We start from the raw sequence: 21055 nt of genomic DNA, 5'->3' as shown, positions 1-21055 counted from the left end.
ATCCCCTTGCCTGACGCGATACTTTGAACCGGCAAAACACAACCGACAGGCCAGCAGTCATCCCCGGATGCAGTGCAATCCGATGAATTTCGATGGCGTGCCGCGTCAGTTCAGAAGCTCTTTTTCAAACGGAAAATCAGCGATGATTTCGCATCCCGTCTCGGTGACCCGCACCATTTGCTCCAGCTTCACACCATGGGAGCGCCCGACTTCACCGATGTAACTTTCGATGGACAGGGTCATGTTCTCCTCAAACACGCCGTCATAGCCGGTGCGCTCCCAGAACGCGAGTGGTGGTACTTGTGGGTACTCGTTGCACATGCCGGTTCCGTGAACCAATACGCGGCAATCAAGATCCTGATATTTATCGGGCATTTTCCACGCCTTCTCGGCAAACTCGCGCAGAGAGACACCCGCCTTGATCAACGACATGTTTGTATGCACCTGATCATAAGATGTCTGATACAGCGTCTTTTGCTCGGGCGTTGGTTTGGCAGGCTGACACAGCCAGGTGCGCGAGATGTCGGTGTTGTAACCGAACGGCCCGATCATATCGGTGTCAATCGCCAGAAACTCACCGGGTTGCAGCGCCTTGTTGCTCGCCTCGGTATACCACGGGTTGGTGTTGCTGCCCGCCACGACCAGTTTGGTTTCGATGTAATCGCCGCCAAGGTTCGAATTCATCGACGCCAGAACCGCCCAAAGGTCATTCTCGGTCGCGCCGGGCACGGTCATGTCGCGCATGGCCCGCAGCGCCGTCATGCACACCAGCGCCGAGTGTTTCTGTGCCTTGAGTTCCTCAGAGGTTTTGACACTGCGCGCCCGTTCGATGATGTCCTGACCAAAGACGGTTGTGATCTGCCGTTCGGTCAGCGCGGTCCGCCCGCCGGGCTCAAGCTTGTCGATGGCGATGCGGGAATTGCCACAGTGTTCGGCGATGACATCGGCCAGTTCGTCCGCCCATGCCTCGATCAGATCGGGTCGTTTGTCGCCAGCCGTGTGGTGGTACCACAGGGTTCCTGGGCGCGACTCGGCAATCGTATCCAACCCTTTTGACAGGTGGCCGCAGTTTACAAAATCAAACATGATGGCCTTGCCCTGGGTGGGCACAAGGCAATATCTGGCCGCATTATGCATCGTCCAGATCTGCATGTTTCGGCAGTCGGTCGCATAACGAATGTTTATGGGATCATACAGCAGGATACCGCCCAGATCATTCGCGGCCAGCTGCTGCTGAAGCCGGTCCAGCCGTTCCATTCGCATCTTGGCCTCGTCGACTTGCGGCAACTGATTCAGACCCAGCCGTGCGTCGTTGATGTAACTGGTCAGATCCATACAAGCATTCCTGGTTGATCATCATCGCACTGGCAGCGGATCGGCGTATCCCGATTGCCTTGAATTTCGACATCAGGTCGCTGTGACGCTTCCGAGAGCCACAGATTTATTAGACAGTGCCGCCGCAAAAAACGTTGAAAAATGTCCGAGTAATCCATAACCACAAGTAATGAAAAGCTATCGCAAGAATCTTCCTCCGCTGGACAGCCTGTTGTTCTTTCACGCAGCGGCAGGCAACGAAAGCCTGACGCTTGCTGCCGAAGAGCTTTTTGTGACTCAGGCAGCGGTCAGCAAGCGGATCCACAGGCTGGAAGACTGGCTTGGCGCCCCGCTTTTTTCGCGCGAGGGACGCAAGCTTGAGCTTACCGAAGCGGGTCGTGATCTGGCATCCGACGTAGAGATTGCGCTGGAGTTTCTTGATCGCGCGATTCACAAGGTCAAAGTGCCGGAACAGCCCGCCATTCGGATCGCGGCCAATACCGCTTTGTCGATGTTCTGGCTTCAAAAACGACTGAGGACATTCTCGTTCAGCGACGCAGCCTGCGACGTCAACATCCTGACGACAGAATCAACATCCGAGTTGCTGGCGGACTCGCAAGACCTGGCGATCGTCTATTGCAACGGGGACATCCCCGGATGGGATTGCGTCAGCCTGCTGAATGTCGAAATGGTTCCTGCCGCCTCACCCGAGATTGCCAGGCAGGCAGAACAATCAGGAATGTTTACCCGGCAACAGCAATTCGGCCGGGCACTCCCCCTGCTTGAGTTTGCAAATCTGGCCCCGGACTGGATCAACTGGCAAACCTGGCTCAGGCGGCTTGACCTGCCGGACACCAGCAATTGGCCGATGGCGCACTGCAACAGCTACGTCCAATCGGTTGGCAAAGCGCTGGCAGGCGACGGTGTCGCACTGGTGAACACCTCATTGATGGAAGAAGAGCTTAACAGCGGCGCGTTGGTCAGAATTGGCGATCTGAGCTTGAGGCCCAAGAATTCCTATCACCTGTGCCGGAAGCAGAATGTCAGCCTGCCTAAAAACGCAATGCGCCTTTACACGTTCCTCACAACCTAGTCACCTGAATCTAAAGTTTGCCGCATAAGGTTTGCTGAGTTCGCTGGCAGAACCGTTTGACGGATGCGAGGGTTTTGTCTGCGGATTTGACCCACTTGTACGGCGTTGGGTTCTCGTTGTGGACCTCGATGAATGCCACAATGTCGGCCTCCAACTCTACGGTTGATCGGTGCAGGCCACGCTGTAGCTGCTTGCGGGTCAATTCGGTGAACCAGCGTTCCACTTGGTTGATCCGTGACGCTGACGTAGGCGTGAAGTGGACATGCCAATGCGGGCGGCGCGCCAGCCAAGCCTTGACCCTCGACGTCTTGTGGGTGGCATAATTGTCCATGACGATATGCACGTCGGGGCCTGCGGGCACGTGCCGGTCGATCTTTTTGAGAACGTCCAGAAACTCGGTCGCGCGATGGCGTTTGTAACACTTGCCGGTGACGGCACCGGTGGCGATATCCAGCGCGGCGAAAAGCGATGTGATGCCGTGACGGATGTACGTGTGAGTTCGCCGCTCAGCCACGCCGGGCGCGATGCATTGCCGGCAGGCGATTGCAAAGCAATCTGCCGAGAGGGGCAGGGCCGGCTGTTCGCGATCCAGCGCTTTAATCTGGGATTTCTCGTCTACGCGCAACACGATAGCCCGGTTCGGCGGCGACAGGTGCAGCCCGACAATATGCTGCACCTTGTCCACGAACAGCGGATCGGTTGAGAGTTTGAAGGTCTCGCTGCGGTGTGGCTGTAGCCCGAATGCGTTCCAAATCCGCCGAATTGTTGTGTGAGACAGCCCCGTCGCGGCAGCCATCGAGCGGATCGACCAGTGGGTCGCGTCCTTTGGCGTGGTGTTCAGCGTGCGCTCGATCACCTCGGCCACCTGTTCATCCGACACCGTGCGCGGGCGACCGGGGCGCTCTTCATCGCTCAGCACCACCGCATCCGCCACCCGTCCTACCATCGCATCACCTCCTGAAGCTCAGTTCAGACAATGATACGAATTACAGTTCCGGGTGATTAGGGTCAGGATTCATAACCAGTAAATGACGGTTTCTGCGAGGGCGATTGAGGTTAACCGACCGAAAATTAACAACATTAGATCAGCAATCTACACGAATAAGGAGCAGATACAGTAGCAAAAGATTGTAGCGATCTGGCATTTTCTAATGAGGATTCTGATCCGATGGTACGAAACGCCAATAGGGATTCGAATATATGGCGGTATCATCGCGTTGCCGGCACCTCATGGCAACATACTTGGATTGTGCCGGATTAGAATTCTCCTGCACGAATTCTGCGCAAAAGAGCCTCGACGCCTACACAAACCACCACGGCGAAATTCACACCGGCTCCCCATAATCTTTCGTAAGAAACCTGATTTTCGAAAGAGGGAAAGATGAGCGGACAATTTGTGATCAATGGTGTGCCAGACTGTATTCGGCTGGATGGCTGGTGGCTTGCATGCAGTGTTGCTGACGCACGCGGTGACACCGGCAAGCAGGAGGAAACGCCGCAGAAGACCACTGCTCTTCGTCACCCCGTGACCATCCCAGTATTGCTCGTCCTGGTTCTGCTGGCCGACTGGCTGTTTTGGGGTCACAGCCCTGGACTGTCTATTGCCTTGTTTGCTCTGGTTCTGTCTGCCGCAATCTTGGCCATGAGGTCCGGCGGGGTGACACATCGCGAATGGGTGATCGCATTGGGATGTGAACTCATCTGCAACTTACCCGTTGTCGAACAGATTCAACCGCTGTCGCTTATGTTCACCGGAATCGGGATTGTCGTCCTGGTCGTTTGGGTGAGTTACGGGCGGATTGTCGAATGGTGGCAAGCCCTATGGGCCATGATCCGGATATCAACCGTCGGAGCCGTTTTGCTGCCCATCGGCTTGGTCGAGGAGGTGAGGGGGGCCCAGAGCGCGGCGGGATGGAAGCATCAACTGAGGGCGTTGATCCTCCCGTTAGGGATCGGGCTGGTGTTCTTGTTCTTGCTGACCTCGGCCAATCCGATCCTGGAGCGGTTCCTGGATCGGCTCGCAAGATTGGAATTCCTGACGGCCAAGCAGATGCTTCGGGTTTCCTTTTGGTTGGTCGTGGCGTCGGTTATCTGGCCCTACCTGAACCTAAGCGAATCTTGGCTCGGTCCAGTTGCCAATACGCCCAAATTCAAGTCACTTCGGATGCCCTGGCTGGCGTCGTTGGTGAGCGCCGAATCCGTTCGCAACTCCCTCGTCCTGTTCAACATCCTCTTTTTTGTCCAAACCGCCATGGATATCGGCGTGCTGATCGGTGGTATGTCACTTCCAGAGGGCGTGACCTTTGCCCGTTACGCCTATCGTGGGGCCTATCCGTTGGTGGCCACCGCGCTTCTGGCCGGCGTGTTTGCCGTCACCACGCACAGGATGATCGGCGAAAGCCGGTTTTTGAAGAACCTGTTGTTCCTGTGGCTAGGTCAGAACCTGTTTCTGGTCATCACGGCAACGTTTCGGCTTAGCCTCTATGTTGAAGCCTACACCCTCACCTACTTGCGGGTCGCGGCCTTCGTCTGGATGGGGTTGGTGTTTGTGGGGCTGGTCCTGATCATCGTTCAGATCACCAAGGCATACAGTGTCGGATGGCTGGTGAGGTCAAATCTGGCCGTATTGATGAGCACGCTTTATCTGTGCAGTTTTGTCAACTTTGCCTGGGTGATCGCCGACTACAATCTGCACCACTCAAACACTATCGGTCGGCTCGATACCCGCTATCTCTGTGGACTGGGTGAACAAGCGTTGCCATTGATCCTTGAGCATGACAGGACGACCGGGAAGACCATGTGCTCGGGATATGGGCGTGAGATGCCCTTGCATACCCCCATCGACGACTGGCGGGATTGGGGCTTTCGCGAATGGCGGCTTCAGGTCTATCTTGCCGGGGAATTCTAGGAGCAGGTGATTGATGTCCGGCCAAATTCTCATCGTTGACGACGATCCGAATATCCGTGAGGTGATCGGATTTGCTGTGGAGAAGTCCGGGTTCACCGCTGTCTTTGCCAAGCATGGTCTGGCCGCTCTGGAGCAAACCCGCACCGGCAAACCCGACCTCATGGTGCTGGATATCGGACTGCCCGAGATGGATGGGTTGGAGGTCTGCCGGGAACTGCGCAAGACCTCGGACCTACCCATTCTGTTCCTCACCGCCCGGGATGAGGAGATCGACCGAGTCGTAGGGTTGGAGATCGGCGGGGACGACTACGTGACCAAGCCGTTCTCGCCCCGTGAACTGGTCGCCCGGATCAAAGCGATCCTGAAACGAACCCAGACAAATGCCGTGCCTTCAGACCCTGCCTTATCCCATGGTGATCTCAGGATCGACCCTGACCGGCATCTTTGCTTGGTGGCGGGGCAAGAGGTTTCTCTGACCGCCTCCGAGTTCTCTTTACTTGAGGCCCTGATGTCAAAACCGGTCAACGTCATGTCCCGGCAACGCCTTGTTGATGCTATCTACGGCCACAACATCCACGTCTCGGATCGCACCATCGACAGCCACATCCGTAACATCCGGGGCAAGCTGGCCCGGGCGGGTTGTGCGGAAAGCATTGTGACGGTCCACGGCGTAGGGTTGAGGATGGGATCGTGCCAGACAGCTTGACAGGAAAATGGCGTCCTCGCCTCTGGGCCGTCGTGCTGCTGGTGCTGGGGTTGGTCCTGTGCCTGCCTTTCGCTGGGCTGTTTCTGTTCAAGTTTTATGCCAACCAGCTTGTCCAGCAGACTGAGGAAAGCCTGCTGACGCAGGCGTCGGTAATGGCGGCAGTCTATGCTGAACTCTATCGGGCTGAAACCAGTCGGGACGCTACCAACGCGGATAAGCAACAGGATTACACTCCGGTCTTTCCCTCTTTGTCGATGCAATCCGAGGCGATCCTTCCGCCACGCCCGGACGCTGTTCCCATTACCAAAAATCCCGACGTCATTTATCTTGAGATAGGTCCCGAACTGTCCCGCATCGCGGCGGCATCCCAAGTAAACACGCTGGCCGGATACCGGCTGCTTGATCCAAATGGGAATGTCATCGGGGGGAGTGCCGAAGTCGGCCTTTCCCTGCTTCATGTGGACGAGGTTGCTAGAGCACTTCAGGGTGAAATCGCCTCTGTCGCCCGAGAACGCATCCGTGAAACCCCTGAACCGGTCCTCTATGCCTTCAGCCGTGGCACCAGGGTCAGGGTCTTCACCGCGATGCCTGTCGTCATAGACAGCGACATCATCGGGGCGGTTTATATCAGTCGCACCCCGAACCATATCTTCCGGTTCTTCTACGGCGAACGATTCAACCTGGCCAAGGCAGGGCTGTTCATCATAGTCTCGACGGGTCTGATCGGCTTCATCTTCTGGCGCTTCATTACCCGCCCGATCCAGACACTTATCCATCGCACCCGGACCACCGGGAACGGCAAACGGTGGGAGCCCCTGAATCATTATGGCACCAGAGAAATCGAAAACCTCAGCCGTAGTTTCCAATCCCTCACAGGACGGCTCCAGAGCCAGCAGGACGCCCTGAAGAGCTATACGGCCCATGTGACCCATGAATTAAGATCTCCGCTCACCGGGGTGAAGGGGGCCGTTGAGCTATTGCGTGATGCTGAGATGACATCGGTGCAGAGGAGCCGGTTTCTGGACAATATCGACCGAGACACCGCCCGTATGGAAGACCTACTAGCCAGTATGCGGGCCTTCAGCCTGGCCGAACAGAACGCCATCGAGGGCACATGCAGCCTGACCCAAATCGAGGATGACATACGGATGAAGTTCCACTCATTGGTGATCAATATTCTGAACAACGAAGTCCCCCTGCCGGCACATCAGGACACGCTGAAGATCGTCCTGACACATTTGTTGGAGAACGCTCAGCAGCATGGAGCCGACGATGTAACTCTGGAAGTCTCGTCGGATTCTTCCGGAACGCACCTAACGATTACGGACAACGGCAAGGGGATCAGTGACGGTAATCGCGACAGAGTCTTGACTCCGTTCTTCACCACCCGCCGAGACCTAGGTGGCACTGGGATGGGGCTGAACATTGTGAAAGCTATCGTCGAAGCACTAGACGGTTGCATAAAACTTGAGCCATACCCGACAGGTGCACGATTCCGGATCGGGTTCAATGGCAATACAATTGATTGATTGCCTTCATAGATTTGTGGCGAATATTGACATCAGGCCATACGCCTAATCAATGACGGTCGTTCTTGCGTCTCGAATCCTTGCTTGGGTGCAATACTGCAACCAAAGGATTATTGATCATCGATACCCATTCTCGAAAGCGTTCGTGACGAATGACAGCTTTATTTTGATGTAGCATCAATTGCGCAGGATCTACCGAGCTCTTTCAAAGAGCAAATCGCTTTTCGCGAGCGCGATCAGTACCGCAAATAGTGAAATGGCGGAGACGAAGGGATTCGAACCCTCGAGACCCTTCCGGGCCTACTCCCTTAGCAGGGGAGCGCCTTCGACCACTCGGCCACGTCTCCGTTGGCCGGTATATCCTTGCCCGTCGCCCAGATACAAGACGATTTTCCACTCGTTTTACATTTTTCTCTGACCGAACCGTGTGGCGCGCGTATCAGGCAGCGAAACGCTGCAAAATAACCAGAAGTTCACGGCGGTTTCCCTGCGTTTCGCACAGAAAACTTGCCAAACGCACAAGGTTTAATGCATATTTGTCTAGATTTTATTGCAGTTAATTCAAAAAACGGAATTCGTGAGGCACCGACCGGGCAGGGAGTGCATAGCGCTCAGCATCTACCTTTTGGGGGAAGGGATAAGAGTTTGGCCTGGTTAAAAGTGTTTATTGTTTCGTGTTACGTTTTGATTTTGCCGCCAAAGGTTCTGGCCGAAATCGGTACGGTCATAGGTGTTCAACAAGGTGCAGAACTTACCCGCTCGGGGAAATCACAGCCTCTGCGCAAGGGCATGGGGGTCGCGTCCGGGGATTCAATTTCCACCGACGGCAAAGGGATTGTCCAATTGGTGTTCGTGGATGAAACCAAAATTGCGATTGGACCGAACGCGCGAATGGTGCTGGACGTGACGATGTTGCGGGGCAATCGAAAGGCCAAGAGCTTTGCGGTTCAAGCCCTGGGCGGCAGCTTTCGGTTCATTTCCGGCAAAAGCAAAAAACGGGCCTATTCCATCAAGACGCCCACAGCGACCATGGCCGTGCGCGGTACCACCTTTGATATGTGGGTGGTGTCTGGCACCCAAAGTGCGATGCTGGTTCTGGAAGGCAAGGTCGAGATGTGCAGCCTAACCGGAAGCTGCCGGTCGACAGGACGTCAATGCAATCTGTTCGCCACGACGCAAGGTGGCGGTGTTGGGCGTCCTGCGGATCAAGAGCAGTACGAAAAGGCACTGAAAGCCGGGTTCCCATTTGTTCAATCTCAGGAAAAACTGTTGGCGCCGCTGCAGGTGGATTTCGGAGGATGCGCTGCGGAATCCTTGCCTTTGCTGCCGGTGAAATCGGACGCGCCCGAGCGTCAGGGTGAGCGGTCGCAGCGCTCGGAAGTGAATTCCGCCGCCCAAAGCGGACCCTCTGAGACAGAAAGCGATGACAGCGGCAGCGTCGAGAGCAGCAGTGTCGGGAGCGGCAACGGCGGCAGCATCGGCGGCGGCACCCCGAGCGGAAACGGTAACGGCGGCAATATCAACAGCGACGGTAACAGCGGGAATGGCCAAGGGGGCAGCATTGGCGGTGGCGGCGGTGGCATTGTTGGCGAAAGCAACGGTAACGGTGGCACGATCGGGGGCGGCGGTGGCACTTCTGGCGATGGGGTCGGCAGTGGCAGCCCCGGCGGCAATGGCGGCAACAGTGGCTGAGACCGAAACGGGCGGTGCCGCGTGGCAAATGCCTGTGCGGTAGCCGCAAACCACATTCAAGGCGTCACTGGGACACTGTCCACCGCGTCTGGAGGCTGACGTGACCGTGAAGTCCAAAGAAAGAACGGGTCGGCGGCGGGCCTTTCAGCTTGTCGGGCTGGCTTTGATCCTTTTTGGGTGTTTCATTCGGGTGATGGATCCGTATCCGGTGCGGATGTCGCGGCTGATCTATTTCGATATTCTTCAGCGTATTTCACCCCGGGAATACAACCCGGATCTTCCTGTTCGGGTTGTTGATATTGACGAACGATCACTGGCGAACTGGGGGCAGTGGCCCTGGCCCCGGACCTTGCTGGCGCAGATGGTTCAAAGACTGGGTGAACATGGCGCGGCAGCCATCGCGTTTGATATGCTGTTTATCGAACCTGACCGATACTCACCCTCCCGGCTTTTGACTGATCCGGCCCTTGCGGGAATGTTGTCGGTCAGCCGCGAAGCCGAAAACCTGGACAACGACGTATTGTTCGGATCGGAAATCGCGAAATGGCCCGTTGTCATGGGCGCGGCGGCGCGGCTGACCCACGACGGCCCGGATGTCACATCCAAGGCAGGTATCATCGAAATCGGCGAAGCACCGACTGCTGGGCTGGTCACCGTTCCACACTGGACGCCGCCGGCGCCGCCGCTGGGGCGGGATGCGACGGGTATAGGCGGGGTGAATGTTTCGCCCCTGGGCGGGATTGGGATCGTCCGCCGTGTTCCGGTTCTATGGGGTGGACCGGACGGCCCCCTTCCCAGTCTTGGCATCGAAGCGCTGAGGATCGCCATGGGCGAGCCGGTCATCCTGGCCGAAGGAACACCAGATGAGACCGGCATCATGCTGGCGGTTGAGATCGGCAGCTTCCGCCTGCCGACCACCGAGAATGGCGAGGTTTGGGTCAGGTACAGGCGGGACCGCCCTGAACTTTATCTGTCTGCCGATGACGTCATGAAAGGGTCGGAAGACCCGGTGTTGCGCGCCGAAATCGAAGGTCGGATCATTCTGATCGGAACTTCAGCCCCCGGGTTGTTCGATATGCATCAGACGGCGCTGGGCGAATCTGTCCCCGGCGTGTCGATCCACGCGCAAATTCTTGAACAGATCCTGACCGGCGAAATGCTGAGCCGGTCGGATGTGACGGCGGCGCTGGAATTGCTGTCATTTGTCCTGCTTGGGGTGGTGGTGATTGTCGTAATGTCCAGCTTTGGCGCGGTTGCCTCGTTTGTTGCGGGGGGGATCGCGGCAGCCGTTGTTCTGGGGGTCAGTTGGGTTGCCTTTCAGAACCAGCTGGTGCTGTTCGATGTCACGTTTCCCTTGCTGGGTGGCATGGCCAATTTCGGCCTGCTGGCGGGCTATCTGTTCATTTCGACCGAGCGTGAAAAACGCGTGATCCGGCAGATATTTTCGCATTATGTTGCGCCGGAAATTCTGGATGAGATGGAGGTCTCGGGCCATCAGTTGCAGCTTGGCGGTGAAACCCAGGAAATTACCGTCATGTTTTCCGACATCCGGGGGTTCACCCCGTTGTCCGAGTCGGTTTCAGCAACCGATCTTGTCACTTTGCTGAATGAACTGTTCTCACAGGTTGGCGACAAAATTCTGCTTGAAAGGGGCACGATCGACAAATTCATCGGTGACGCGGTCATGGCGTTTTGGAATGCGCCTCTGCCGGTCGAAGATCACCCGCGACGTGCCGCTCGGGCGGCGTTGCTGATGCGCGAGGCGTTGGTTGAATTCAACGCGTCCGACGTGATGCGGGGCCGTCCACCCATCGCGCTGGCGACTGGTTGTGCCACCGGTCAGGCCTGCGTTGGCAATATCGGTTCGCGGCGGCGGTTCAATTATACTGTTATCGGCGACGTGGTGAATGTCGCGGCGCGGATCGAACAAAGCTGCCGCCATGTCGAATATGATATCCTCGTCTCAAGTTCGGTGTATGACACCACGCGTCAAGACCTCGCCATGCTTGAGGCCGGATTTGTTGATCTGAAGGGGCGGTCCGATCCTGAGCCGGTTTATGTCCTGGTCGGAAACCGAACCTTGCTTGAAGACCCCAATTATCAAAAGCTCGAAGCTACTCATGAGGCCTTGATCGCGGCAATCAGGGATCGGCAACCTCAGTCAACGGTTGGGCAGATATGTCGGGACTGCGTGGTTATTGCGGAACATGTCGAGCCTGGGTTGCAAAGGTTCTACCGCGCATTGGATGGCCGGACGGCGGATTTCCGTTCGGACGTCCGGAGAAGCCAGCTGATGTTCAGCCATCATGGCCGGGAACGGCAGACATCCGTTTAGGCCGATCTGGCGTATCCGTTGTTCGGGCAGGGGGCGACGCGTTCTTGCGCTATGGGCGGTTTTCCTCATGATGGGGGCACAGAAGAATACACGGCGCTTGGTGCCGATCTGGTTAAAGGTCACGCTGGCGGCTGAAAGCAAAAAAGAACGAGGCGCATCGGATGGTTTTCAAGTTGGTTTCCTGCGACGGCGGGGGGATCAGGGGGTATCTGACTTGCTTGACCCTGCAAAGCCTGCACGAAGAAACCGGGGTTCTGGACAAGGCGGATGGGTTCGCAGGCACGTCAACCGGCGGGCTGACTGCCATCGCGTTGGCAGATGGGCGGACCCGGGGCAAGGATATGGGGCAACTGGTCGGCAAGCTGGCGGCGCACTACCGCGATGACGCTGACAAGATATTCCGGGAAAACGAACGCACCCTTCTGGACCGTGCTCTTGATGACGTTCTGAAGCGGTTCAAACTGGGCGGCGGCCCTGGCATCACGGCCTCGCAGTATAGCGCATCGGGCCTTGAGGAAATCGGGCTATCGCTTGTCGGGGATCGGACCATCGGATCATTGTCGCCGGAGCTTGTTCTGGCCATCAACACGGTTTGCCTGCATCGCAGCGACAAGGTCGGGTGGGCGCCATTCACCTTCACCAACCAGAACCTTGAACATGAAAACTGGCTGGATATGAGCGCGGTCCGGCTGTTGGATGTGGCAATGGCCAGCTCGGCCGCGCCGTCTTATTTTCCACCGCATCTGATCAAGGCCGGGGGCTCGGATTATGGGTATTTTGCCGATGGTGGAACCTTTGCGAACAACCCTGTGATGAACGGGATCAACGTCGCCATTGCCGCAAATCGCGCGCACGGGCTTGAGGATATCGAGGCCCTGTCCATCGGCACCGGCCAGCAGCCGACCGATATCTCGGAACAGATGATCAAGAATCCCGACGATTGGGGGTTGTTGAAATGGTTCGGCATTACCTCGAACGCCCCGAGGGGGGCGTTGATTGAACTGTTGCTGAACACTTCGGCGGAAAATCAGTACTGGATGGCGCATCTGGTTTTGAAGGACAGGCTGGTGCGTTTGAACCCTGCGCTTCCCAAAGTTGTTGGGTTGGCGACGCATAAACCCGAATCCTATCGGCTGATGGAGGCCGCATTCCAGACCAGCAAGCAAAGCCAGGATTGGGAAAACGCCGTGGATATGCTGAACAAATGGTAGCCGCAGCGCCACAGGGGGCAGCCAAACCGCCCCTCACCAAGCGTTTTGTTGCCTTTGAACGCGCAGAGCATAATGTTTGCGCAAAGCAGTTCACAAGTTATCAACGTCAGCTGTGAAAAGGGGGAGAGAGGGATGAGCGATCCCGGCATTGCCGAGAAGCTGGTTGAGGTATTGCAGCGCCCTGATGGCGATCTGGCGTTGCGACCCGTGCACACGATCGGCATCAGCGCGACAGGTTTTTTCAAACCTTCTCCTATCGCCCAAAATTTTTGTGTCGCGGATCATTTCAAGGCGGAAAAAACCGACGTGATCGTGCGGTTCTCGAACGGATCGGGGTGCGCGGTGGTGCATGATGGCTGGTCGGACGTGCGTGGTATGGCAGTACGCTTTCATCTGTCCGACGGCACCGACACAGACCTGATCGCAATGACCTTGCCTGAATTCTTTGCGCCGACGCCCGAAACCTTTCTGGAGTTCGCCGAAGAGGCCGAACCCAAATTGTACAAGGGTGAATCCCCCTGGCGGAAAATTGCAAACTACCTGCAACTGATCCTGCCTGCGCGCGATCCTTACCCCGGTGAAACCATCAGCCCGGACGCAGGTGCCATCGCGTTTGCCGACAGCAACGCCTATTCCCAGTTGGGTGTCTTGCAGGCGGCCCAGATCGGCGCGCCAACCAGCTATGTACGTGCCGCCTATCACGCGGTTCACACCTTTGTTGTCACCGGGGCAGATGGCACGCGCCGCTGGGTGCGGTTTTCCTGGCAACCCATCGCGGGCGTTCTCAGTACCAATCCGGCAGAGCCGCCGGTCGATGACTACCTGCGGGCCGAGCTGAAAAAGCGTTTGGCCAAAGAAACCGCCCGGTTTTCACTGATGATGACGATTGGTGAGATCGGGGATGATTTCAACAATTCGTCCCGCCCGTGGCCGCCGCACCGCAAACGGATCATGATGGGAACGCTGACGTTGAATGCCGTGCCCGAGGATCAGACCGGGTTGTCGGAAAAGCTCAGCTTCAATCCGGGTCTGCTGACCGATGGTATCGCGGCATCGGACGATCCGGTGCTGAAGGTGCGGATCGACTCGTACAAAATCTCAAGCGCGTGGCGCGGCGGCGCACCCTGCCCATTTTCAGAGAGCTAAGATCATGACAAGCCGGAACAGCTGGTTCAACAGCTATGTCAACAGCCTGCCGGACCGGGGGTGGTTCAGGTTTTTGTCCCGCTATATCGTTGTGCCCTATTGGAACTGGCGCGACCCAAAGCCGAAACTGCCCGGCGGTCCGCGCCCGTCGCCCCAGCCCAGCGAGAACCTGCAGCGCATGATGAACCTGATCATGCCCCTCAAGGACCCGTCCCCCGCTGGCCGCGCCCGGGCGACGCTGGCCATCGCACAGAACGTTGATGAGATTTTTGCCGGGCTCGACAATGTCGGCACGGTCCACTTTGCGCGGTTTCTGCTGATCGACAACAACATCTGCATGATTTCTGTCTATGACGGGGATTTCAGCAATTATATCCGTGACTTCATCACTACGATCGGCAGTGTCTTCAACGATGTGATCTCGTTGGTGGAGGGGGCCGAACACCTGATCCCGACTGAGCGGAATGTCGAGGAATTCATTGACTGGGTACACGCGCATGACCTGTTTCAGGCTGCTGATTTTCCCACCGACCTGTTTGGATTGCAGGATGCAGCCAAAGGTCTGCAACCGAATGAGCCGCCGCATAAGCTGGTCACACTACCGCGTGAATTTGTTCTGCAGCTTCATGCGAACCGCAATATTTCGCTGGGGGGCGGGTATCGCGCCTATCCCGGAATTTCAGCCGCGCAGGTGCGCCAAAAATTTGGACAGGGCTGGTGAATACGAAACTTGATCTCGCGGATATTCAGGGCAACATCCTGCGGGGGTATCGCCGCAATCTGGTGCGCCATCTGATCCTTGAAGTCACCGACCGCGCAGCAGCCCGCCGGTTCCTTGGCGTTGCCGCCGATGGTGGCAGCGACACGGTTCCTGCCATCACCCGCGGCCTGTTGTGGGATGTGAAGCCGCCGTTCTGTTTTAACATCGGTATCACCTTTGCGGGCCTGCGCGCGCTGGGCGCCGCGCCTGACCATCTGAAAACCTTCCCCACCGAGTTCGCGCAGGGCATGACGCAGCGCGCGGCAAAGCTGGGTGATTTCGGCGACAGCGGGCCGGAAAACTGGCCCGCACCGTTTGATCAGCCGGACCGAGTGCATCTGATTGCATCCGTTCATTCCGACACCGCCGATTATCTGGACAGCGTCGAACAACAGGTCGCCCGGGCTTTTACCATTCTGGGGGTCCGCAACGGCCGCAACCTGCCCGAGGGCAAGGTGTTCTTTGGTTATGTCGACGGTATCTCGCAACCGCGGTTCGAACAGGTCTATGACCCGGAACAGGTCTGCGTGGACGAACCCATAGACCCGCTGGGCACCGCGCTGCTGGGCTATCCAACCACGCAGGAAGGCGTTCTGTTTCGCGTTCCGTCGCCTCATCCGCTGGGGTTCAACGGTTCGTTCAATGCCTTCCGTGTGCTGGCGCAGGACGCAGCCGGGTTCGAAGGCTATCTGGATCAGGCAGCGGATGAGCTGATGAGACATCCAAAGCGTGATATGCTGGCCGACCCCAGCAAGCTGGAACGCATCGGCAAGGGCCTCGACCAGCGCGGCGCGCTGCGCGAGGTGGCGGCCGCGCAGATGTGTGGGCGCTGGCGCAACGGCATCCCGTATGAGCTGTCACCCGATGCACAATGGCCCGAAGGCGATGTGTCGCTGACCAATTTCGACTATTCGCATACGTCGCGTTGCCCGGCGGGATCGCATCTGCGGCGCGGAAATCCCCGGGGCGGCCCGATTGTGCAGCGCATCGCCAACTATACACGGCGGCTGGTGCGTCGGGGCATGTCTTATGGCCCGGATTTTGACCCGCGCAACCCCGATACCGAAGAACGCGGCCTGCTTGGCAGTTTTATCGGCGCCAATATTGGCGCGCAGTTCGAGGCGGTGATGTGCGACTGGATCAACCTTGGTCTGCAGGATCCCACGATCACCGGTGCAAATGATCCGCTGCTTGGGGCCAATACACCGGAAACCAGCTGGTTCGACATGACACTGCCGGATGGGGGATCTATCCGCCTGCACGGCTTTCCGCGCCTGATCCAAACACGGGGAGGAGCTTACACGTTCCTGCCCAGCCTGACGGCGATTAAATATCTGTCGGAACTGACGGGTTAGGCGAGATCGGCCAAAGCGGTATCAATACGGGTCAACATTGGGGAATGCCCGGCGGTTTCCACGATGACGCGGGCCTTGGTCAGGTATTCGATGGCCTGCGCCTTCTTTTTTCTGGCCTTGTACAGCAGCCCCATGATCATGTCGCAGCGGGCGATGTAATGCCCCCGGTCGTCAAACTGAGGGTTCTTGCGCACCTGATCGACCATTGCGACCAGCCGCTTTTCGCCAAACAACATGACCCAGACGATTGACCAGAAGTTTCGAAACAGAACCCCCAACGAACCGCCGCCTTCCCCGGTCAGGATGGCCAGATACAGCTCGCACAGGAACAGGCGGGCCCAGTCGGCGGATATCAAGGTGCCCTCATCCGTGCGTTTCTGAATGGCCGATTCAACCTGTCGCAGCCCGTCGGCGACCTGACCGTTCATCGCATATCCCACACCCAGCATCGTTGCAGGGCCAAAGGTGAACAACGCCCAGCCTTTTTCGTCACACGCCTTGATATGCTGCTGAATGGTCTCGATCGCGTCCGGCTTTTCCAACGGCACCATGGCGCCGACGCAGGCGGCCTTGGCAATCGCCAGCTCAAACTCGGCCCGCGAGACTTGGCGCGCTTCTTCCGCCATTTCAAAGGCCAGCTCATGGTCATCCGTGACCATTGCGATCAGCGCCTTCATCGCTTTTCCGTATCCCAGCGCGCGCGGGTCATTCTTGGATTTTCCAACCGCGATCATCCGGTCCGAGGTGGCATGGGCCCGTGCCACACGACCACGGGTCAGCTCGTTCCAACCGACCGTCGCGAGAAAGAAGTTCTGAATATAGGCGTCGTCGATCTTTTCCAGGACGGCTTCGATTTCCCGCTTGCGAGCCTCAAATTGCGCGTTCTCAATGGGCTGATGATAGATCGACACCGAAAGTTCGTTCACCATGGCATAGGCCCGGGATGCAGGATCCCCCAGACGTTGGGCCATTTCTGTCAGGTCCCGCTGTACCCAATGCGCTTCGTGGTATTTGCCGTTGCACACAAGGCACGAGACATAGTGGTGCAGAAACAAGGCGTGGTGCTGGCTGTCACCCACCTGCTCCAGAATCGGGCGCACTGTGCCCGCCAGATCAATAATCGTTTTGACCCGCAGAGAGATATTGGAACACAACGCAAAGCTGGCCAGAAATTGCGCAAATTGTTCGTGCGTGGCGCAGTCCGGGTCGCTTTGATACAGCTCTAAGGCGGACACAAAGTACCGATCTGCTTCGTCCAGCGAATAGACACCCAGGCTTTTGTCGCCGGCCATGGCGCTGTACCGAAATGCCTGATCCGTGCGATCCGTCTGCCCATAGTGATACGCCAGCGTTTCGGCCACCTCTTGCAGGCGGTTTGCGTTTCGAAAGGCAAGGGCGTCTGCGATGGCCAGATGCAATTCCGACCGGCGCGACGAAACAAGGCTTTCATAGACCGAGTCCCGCAACAGCACATGTTTGAAGACGTAATCCGACGAGTTCACCTCGCGGTACAATACGTCTTGCGTTTGCAACCTTTGCAGCGCGGCACCGGCGTCCTTGGCGTTCTCGATAAGTTGCGACAACAAGCCAGGGTCAAACCGACGTCCTATCACAGCGGCGGCCTGCAGCAGTTCGCGGTCCTCGGGGGCAAGGCGTTCAATTCTGGCGGTCAGCAAGCTGCGCATCGTGATGGGAAGGCCACTGTCGCTGATCTCGGCGTCGAAACATGCCGTGTCCCCGTCGATGCGTAAAACCCCCTGATCCAGCAGGAAGCTCAGGATTTCCTCACCAAACAGTGGATTTCCCCCGGCACGCTCGGTCAGCTGCTCTGCCAGGCCGCCCGGCAGATCGGTCACCCCAAGGCGGTTTTGCGCCAGATTGGCAATATCCCGGATCCCCAAGGGGTTCAGGGTCACGCGCATCACGCCAGTTTGGTTCAGCCAATCCGGCGTGTACTCTGGGCGTCGTGTCTGAATGATCAACAGGTTTGAAAGGTCTAGGTCGTCGATGATGATCGCCAGAAGGTCTTCTGAGGCGCTGTCAATCCAGTGGCTGTCTTCGATCAACAAAATGACCCGGTCGCGGGCGCATTTTTCCCGCAGCAGGTCCATCATCAGCCCGCGCGTTCGCAAACCGATCAGAACGCCGTCCAATCCATCCAAAGACCCCACAGGGGGTTCCAACCCCAGAAGGTTCATCATCAGGCCCAGGTTCTGCTGCGAAAGCATACCCAAGATATTGAGGCCAATTTCCAGCTTTTTCTGTACCAGCAGCGGGTTGTCCACATCCCGGATTTGAAAGGACTTCCGAATGATCTCCAGAAACGGCAGGAATGGAATCTGTTGTCCGTCTGCAAAGCAATATCCGGTCAGAACCGTGACGTCATCTGCCAGCACCCGATGCAGAAATTCAAAGACAAGGCGCGTTTTACCCAGCCCGGGCTCTGCCACAAGATCAATGATCGAACGTCTGGGTTTTGACCGGGTCAGCGCAGCCGACATCGCGTTCAGCTCATTGGTGCGGCCAACATAACTGCTTAGTCCCTGCGCGACCGAGGCATCAAAGCGGGTTGCGTCGTCGTGAATGGATTGCAGCTGCCACAGCTTCTGTGCGGTGGAAAGACCCTTGATCTGATGCTCGCCGAAAAAGCTCAGCTCGGTCACCCATTCCACCAGTCCGCGCGTGGTATCACACACCAGGCTGCTGCCGGATGGCGCCAGGTTTTCCACTCGTGCAGCCAGATTTACCGTGCTGCCCACGGCTGTGATCGGGCTGCCTTTGCCTTGTACCGCCGCCATCAGGACTGTGCCCGAACTAACCCCGACACGCATGGTCGGGCGCACCCCGAACCGGGTTTCGATGTCTGCCGCAGCTGCGTTGAACGATTCATGGATCGACATTGCCGCGCGGCAGGCACGCAGGGCGGGGTCTTCCAGTGCGTCTGGTATCCCGAAAAGCGCCATGATGCTGTCGCCGGCAAAGTCGCGCACCGTGCCGCCATGATCCTCGACCGCGCGCACCAGCTTTTCGTAGACCATGCGGACGAATTCCAGGGCCTTTTCGTCCTCTAGCCCTGCGACAATCGCCGTATATCCGACCATATCGGCAAACAGCACCGACACTTGGCGTCTTTGGCCAAGATCTGCTGACTGCCGCGCAGGATTATCTGTGTTGTCCCCCATGTTGTTTAACGGTGTACAACACCCTGCCACGCTCCGCCAAGGCATCCCCAACGGAAGGTGTTAACAGCGTCATCAAATGGCAGTGAAAATGTCACGGATATCTGCGTGTGTGCTGTAATCGCGAAATATTACGCGTTGAATTCCAGCTTTAACCCCGGACGTGGCCACCGGGTCTTATAGATTTTACCTGTGCTTGAGGCCGTGATCCACAAATCCCGCATGTCGCTGCCGCCGAAACACATGTTGGTCGTGAACAGATCGGGGGTTTCGACGTGCTCGGTCGTGCCATCCAGCCCGAAAACCGTGATCCCGCCGTTGAAAATCGTGCCGACGCAGACGCGGCCGTCCTCTTCAACCTTGAGGCTGTCAAGCCATTGGTACCCCGGCAGCGTCTGCACGACATTTCCGGGCATTCCGGGGATCGGCCCGGATTTGACTTGCCCCGGCCCCGTGATCTCCATCGCCCAGAGACGCCCGAACACAGTGTCCGAGACGTAGACGGTTTTGCCATCCGGTGACAGGCCAACCCCGTTGGGCATGGGGATCGTGGCCGCCTTGATCAGGGTTTTGCCGTCGATCGTGGCGTAATACAGCCCGCCATAGCGGGTGGATTCTTCGTCCTCGATCCCGGTATCGGTGAACCAGAAGCCACCAGAGGCGTCGAACACCAGATCGTCCGGCGCGATCAGCCGCGTGCCTTGATAGGCATCGAACAGCAGCGACACGGCCCCGGTTTGCAAATCCACCCGATGCACGGATCCACCCGTGTAATTTGGCCGGATCGGGGCCGGAACCGTGATCTTGTCAGGCCCGAAGGGCACAAAGCTGTAGACCCCGCCATTGTTGCAGACATAGGCCGCCCCATCCGGGCCAATCGCCACCCCGTTGGGTCCGCCCGGTATCTTGGCCACGACGCTGACCTGCCCGTCGGGCGCAAGACGCGCCAGGGTTTGTTCCTTGATGTCAACGAACAGCACCGATCCGTCCTTCATTGCAACCGGGCCTTCGGGAAACCCCAACCCGCTGCACATTTCTTTCAGTTCCAACGCCATCCTGCTGCTCCATCATTGCCCTGTTGGAATTCTTGACCGTATCCCTGTGTGTTACAAGCCCAATGCCGGATCAGGACTTGCGTTGGTCTGTTGCCCAATACGGCACATGGCGATAATCGTTCCGAAGCAGAATTCATTTCACCGAAACGGCGGGGGCACAGTGTCGGACTTACAAGTCAAGAAATCGGACGACATTGCGTACAAACTGTCGGCAAGAATTGTTCGGGGCGCGTTTCAGCCCGGCGAAAAGCTGAGGCAGGATTTGATTGCCCGTGAATTCGGCGTCAGCCAGGTTACTGTCCGTGAGGCGCTGCTTAACCTAGCGTCGCAGGGGCTGGTGACCGGTCTGCCGCGCCGGGGCATGTGTGTTGCGCCCATGGACCAGAACGCAGCCCAGGAGGTGCGCGTGATGCGGCGCGCGCTGGAGCCGGTCGCGCTGCGGTATTCCGTTCCGAACCTCACCTATGCGCAGATCGCGCAGATCGAAGCCTCGCACGAACAATGCAATGAGGCCGAAACCGCCGAGGATTGGGAGGAGGCCAACCAACGCTTTCATATGGCCGTTATCGCGGGCTGCCAGATGTCGCGCCTGATTGCCGAAATCCGGAACCTGCAATTGTTGTACGCCTGGCATTTCAACAAGCGTCACACGGCCCGGTGGCGCAAGCGCGACGATCCGGATCACGCGGCAATCCTGGCCGCTATCAAGGACCGGGACACCGCGCGGGCGCATTCGGTGATGCAGCGCCATCTGAACCGTTTGGCCTGACGC

The 21055-nt window shown here is 57.7% G+C and carries 14 protein-coding genes, 1 tRNA gene and 1 pseudogene; 11 read left to right on the top strand and 5 right to left on the bottom strand.

Features of this window, described 5'->3' with window-relative positions; genetic code table 11:
* Nucleotides 1-105: 105 nt before the first annotated feature.
* Entirely contained in the window at nt 106-1335 is a 1230-nt protein-coding gene (locus tag JT51_RS10285; protein ID WP_051927480.1) for a M24 family metallopeptidase, read from the bottom strand.
* Between the two features lie 169 nt (nt 1336-1504).
* On the opposite strand from JT51_RS10285, the gene JT51_RS10280 reads away from it, so the two are divergent.
* Nucleotides 1505-2407, top strand: a complete 903-nt coding sequence (locus tag JT51_RS10280; protein ID WP_037311477.1) for a LysR family transcriptional regulator — start codon at nt 1505-1507, stop codon at nt 2405-2407.
* A gap of 10 nt (nt 2408-2417) precedes the next feature.
* Here JT51_RS10280 and JT51_RS10275 read toward each other — a convergent pair.
* Nucleotides 2418-3323, bottom strand: a pseudogene (locus tag JT51_RS10275) (IS630 family transposase); the annotation flags it as partial.
* Between the two features lie 480 nt (nt 3324-3803).
* Here JT51_RS10275 and JT51_RS10270 point away from each other — a divergent pair.
* From JT51_RS10270 to JT51_RS10260, 3 genes are read left to right on the top strand one after another with little or no spacing between them, the layout of a single operon-like run.
* Complete coding sequence (locus JT51_RS10270) at nt 3804-5315, top strand: DUF4173 domain-containing protein (RefSeq protein WP_235216148.1); 1512 nt, start codon at nt 3804-3806, stop codon at nt 5313-5315.
* A gap of 13 nt (nt 5316-5328) precedes the next feature.
* Nucleotides 5329-6021: a response regulator transcription factor gene (locus tag JT51_RS10265; protein WP_037311472.1), complete on the top strand. Its 693-nt coding sequence runs from the start codon at nt 5329-5331 to the stop codon at nt 6019-6021.
* Nucleotides 6006-7550, top strand: a complete 1545-nt coding sequence (locus JT51_RS10260; protein ID WP_051927478.1) for a sensor histidine kinase — start codon at nt 6006-6008, stop codon at nt 7548-7550. The genes JT51_RS10265 and JT51_RS10260 overlap by 16 nt, the downstream gene beginning before the upstream one ends.
* A gap of 257 nt (nt 7551-7807) precedes the next feature.
* On the opposite strand, the gene JT51_RS10255 is transcribed toward JT51_RS10260, so the two are convergent.
* Nucleotides 7808-7897: transfer RNA gene (locus JT51_RS10255), tRNA-Ser, on the bottom strand.
* Between the two features lie 298 nt (nt 7898-8195).
* Between JT51_RS10255 and JT51_RS10250 the strand changes: the two genes are divergently transcribed.
* The 6 genes from JT51_RS10250 to JT51_RS10225 all read left to right on the top strand — a co-directional run bounded on the left by JT51_RS10250 (nt 8196) and on the right by JT51_RS10225 (nt 16049).
* Entirely contained in the window at nt 8196-9242 is a 1047-nt protein-coding gene (locus JT51_RS10250; RefSeq protein WP_235216147.1) for a FecR family protein, read from the top strand.
* A 100-nt stretch (nt 9243-9342) separates the two neighbouring features.
* Entirely contained in the window at nt 9343-11577 is a 2235-nt protein-coding gene (locus JT51_RS10245) for a CHASE2 domain-containing protein (RefSeq protein ID WP_152563325.1), read from the top strand.
* A 161-nt stretch (nt 11578-11738) separates the two neighbouring features.
* Nucleotides 11739-12788, top strand: a complete 1050-nt coding sequence (locus tag JT51_RS10240) for a patatin-like phospholipase family protein (protein ID WP_051927475.1) — start codon at nt 11739-11741, stop codon at nt 12786-12788.
* A gap of 132 nt (nt 12789-12920) precedes the next feature.
* Nucleotides 12921-13934, top strand: a complete 1014-nt coding sequence (locus JT51_RS10235) for a catalase (protein WP_037311468.1) — start codon at nt 12921-12923, stop codon at nt 13932-13934.
* Nucleotides 13935-13938: 4 nt separating this feature from the next.
* Nucleotides 13939-14655: a hypothetical protein gene (locus JT51_RS10230; RefSeq protein ID WP_037311466.1), complete on the top strand. Its 717-nt coding sequence runs from the start codon at nt 13939-13941 to the stop codon at nt 14653-14655.
* A complete protein-coding gene (locus tag JT51_RS10225; protein ID WP_037311463.1) occupies nt 14652-16049 on the top strand; it encodes a Dyp-type peroxidase in 1398 nt (465 codons plus the stop codon). The genes JT51_RS10230 and JT51_RS10225 overlap by 4 nt, the downstream gene beginning before the upstream one ends.
* On the opposite strand, the gene JT51_RS10220 is transcribed toward JT51_RS10225, so the two are convergent.
* Nucleotides 16046-19171, bottom strand: a complete 3126-nt coding sequence (locus JT51_RS10220; RefSeq protein ID WP_160175174.1) for an ATP-binding protein — start codon at nt 19169-19171, stop codon at nt 16046-16048. The two genes, JT51_RS10225 and JT51_RS10220, sit on opposite strands and share 4 nt — an antisense overlap.
* Before the next feature lie 188 nt (nt 19172-19359).
* Nucleotides 19360-20283, bottom strand: a complete 924-nt coding sequence (locus JT51_RS10215; protein WP_152563324.1) for an SMP-30/gluconolactonase/LRE family protein — start codon at nt 20281-20283, stop codon at nt 19360-19362.
* Between the two features lie 160 nt (nt 20284-20443).
* Here JT51_RS10215 and JT51_RS21760 point away from each other — a divergent pair, with 160 nt between their 5' ends.
* Nucleotides 20444-21052 (top strand): GntR family transcriptional regulator, encoded by a 609-nt coding sequence (locus JT51_RS21760; protein ID WP_037312105.1) that lies wholly within the window; start codon nt 20444-20446, stop codon nt 21050-21052.
* Nucleotides 21053-21055: the final 3 nt, after the last annotated feature.

Origin of the sequence: Ruegeria halocynthiae, from assembly GCF_000743705.1 — a bacterium.
GTDB lineage: Bacteria > Pseudomonadota > Alphaproteobacteria > Rhodobacterales > Rhodobacteraceae > Ruegeria > Ruegeria halocynthiae_B.
This window is presented reverse-complemented; position numbering and strand designations above follow the sequence as displayed.

Bases quoted from the DNA above. Each gene is read 5' to 3' on its own strand.
- JT51_RS10230 (WP_037311466.1), top strand. From the start codon at position 13,939: ATGACAAGCCGGAACAGCTGGTTCAACAGCTATGTCAACAGCCTGCCG.
- JT51_RS10280 (WP_037311477.1), top strand. From the start codon at position 1,505: ATGAAAAGCTATCGCAAGAATCTTCCTCCGCTGGACAGCCTGTTGTTC.
- JT51_RS10240 (WP_051927475.1), top strand. From the start codon at position 11,739: ATGGTTTTCAAGTTGGTTTCCTGCGACGGCGGGGGGATCAGGGGGTAT.
- JT51_RS10235 (WP_037311468.1), top strand. From the start codon at position 12,921: ATGAGCGATCCCGGCATTGCCGAGAAGCTGGTTGAGGTATTGCAGCGC.
- JT51_RS10285 (WP_051927480.1), bottom strand. From the start codon at position 1,335: ATGGATCTGACCAGTTACATCAACGACGCACGGCTGGGTCTGAATCAG.
- JT51_RS10265 (WP_037311472.1), top strand. From the start codon at position 5,329: ATGTCCGGCCAAATTCTCATCGTTGACGACGATCCGAATATCCGTGAG.
- JT51_RS10215 (WP_152563324.1), bottom strand. From the start codon at position 20,283: ATGGCGTTGGAACTGAAAGAAATGTGCAGCGGGTTGGGGTTTCCCGAA.